The sequence below is a fragment of the Polaromonas sp. P3_C2 genome (assembly GCF_056402675.1).
Map to the genome: position 1 here is coordinate 1 of NZ_JBFUGX010000732.1, position 1876 is coordinate 1876.

Genomic DNA, 1876 nt, shown 5'->3' on the forward strand with positions numbered 1-1876 from the left:
GCCTCAAACTTGCAGGCGTCAAGCTCGCGGGCTCGGGCGTGCAGGCCGCCATGGATCATTTCTCCAGCCATGCGGCTGTGGTGCCGCAGCGCAAGGCAGCCTGATCACCCGCTGCGCACGAGCGCAGGGGGTGTTACGTCAAACGGTCATCAAAATTCCATAAATTACTGAATCAAAAAGGGAAACCATGCAACGCAGAACCTTTATCAGCGCGGCGGCGGCCACAGCCGCCATGGTGGCGTCACCCATGCTCAGGGCGCAAACGCTGCCCAGCGGGCCGGTGCGCATTGTGGTGGGTTTCCCGCCCGGCGGCGGCACCGACGCGCTGGCGCGCGTGGTCGGCCAGAAGCTGTCCACCATGTGGAACACCTCGGTCATCATTGAAAACAAGGGCGGCGCCGCCGGTGTGATTGCGGCCGATTACGTGGCCAAGCAGGCCGGTGACGGCAACACCTTGCTGATGGCCCACATCAACAGCCACGCGCTGGCACCGGCGCTCGGCATCAAGCTCGGCTACGACGCAGACCGCGACTTCGTGCCCATCAGCATGGTCGGCGTCACGCCTAACATGCTCATCTGCAATGCCGACCAGCCCGCCAAAACCGTGAAGGACCTGGTGGCCTTGTGCAAGGCCAAGCCCGGCCAGATCAGCTTTGCTTCCGCGGGCGGTGGTTCGGCCCAGCACTTTGCACTGGAAATGTTCAAGCTCCAGGCAAAGATTTTTGCGCTGCACATTCCTTACCGTGGCTCAGGCCCGGCGCTGGTCGATCTGATCGGCGGGCAGGTCAACTACTGCTTTGAAACCATGACCTCGGCCACGCCGCATGTCAAAAGCGGCAAGGCCATCGCGCTGGCGCAAACGCGTCTCAAGCGCGCCAAAGGCCATTCCAATGTGCCCACCATGGCCGAGTCCGGTTTCCCGGGCTTCGAAGCCACCGTGTGGTACGGCCTCATGGGCCCTTCCAAAATGCCGCGGGCCATGGTTCAGCGCATGAATGAAGACGTCAACAAGGTGCTGGCCATGCCGGACGTGCAGGAAAAGATGGACCAGTACGGCGCCGAAGACGGCGGCGGCAGCACCGAAAAATTTGCGGCCTTCATCAAGATGGAGCAAAAGAAGTGGGCGCAGGTGGCCCAGCAGGCCAAGGTCAGGGTCGACGCCTGACATACACCGCGCACCGGAAGCACAAGCCGGCCTTGGGCCGGCTTTTTTATTGACACCAATTTTTTCACAAGAGGGTAGGGATTCGTTTCATGAAAGTTGTTAATTTTCCAAAGGGCGGCAGTTTGCTGGCCGCTCTTTTTCTGGGCCTGGCCTGCTCGGCCGCTTCGGCCGACATCGTGCTCGGCCACTCGGGTGACCTCTCTGGCAACAGCGCCGCACTGACGACCGACTATGTGCGCGGCATGAACGCCTACTTTGACGACATCAACAAAAAAGGCGGCGTTCGCGGCGAGAAAATCAAACTCGTCAGCCTGGACGACGGCTTCAACCCCGACAAGACGGCCGAGAACACCAAGGCCCTGATCGAAACCCAAAACGCCGTGGCGCTGGTGGGCTATCGCGGCACGGCCAACATGCTGAAGATCGTGCCCCTGGTGCAGGCGGCCGGCATTGCGGAGATCGGCAACACCAGCGGCGCAAAGTCGCTGCGCGACCCGTATGTGTCCAACCTGTTCCATGTGCGCGCAAGCACCACCGACGAGATCGAAGCGGCGGTCAACCACGCGTGGACCATCGGCATCAAAAAAATCGGCGTGATGTACCAGGATGACGCTTTCGGCAAGGAAGGCCTGGAAGCCCTGAACGCCGCCATGCAAAAGCGCGGCGCAACGGCTGCTGCCGTGGCCCCGGTGCCGCGCGGCACGGTAGACG

2 protein-coding genes are annotated in these 1876 nt (G+C 61.8%); both read left to right on the forward strand.

Going from position 1 to position 1876, the window contains the following annotated elements:
- Nucleotides 1–187 precede the first annotated feature (187 nt).
- A complete protein-coding gene (locus tag AC1DWI_RS21290) occupies nucleotides 188–1165 on the forward strand; it encodes a Bug family tripartite tricarboxylate transporter substrate binding protein (protein ID WP_477670979.1) in 978 nt (325 codons plus the stop codon).
- A gap of 89 nt (nucleotides 1166–1254) precedes the next feature.
- The coding region (locus AC1DWI_RS21295; protein WP_477725691.1) for an ABC transporter substrate-binding protein at nucleotides 1255–1876 on the forward strand (622 nt) is incomplete at its 3' end.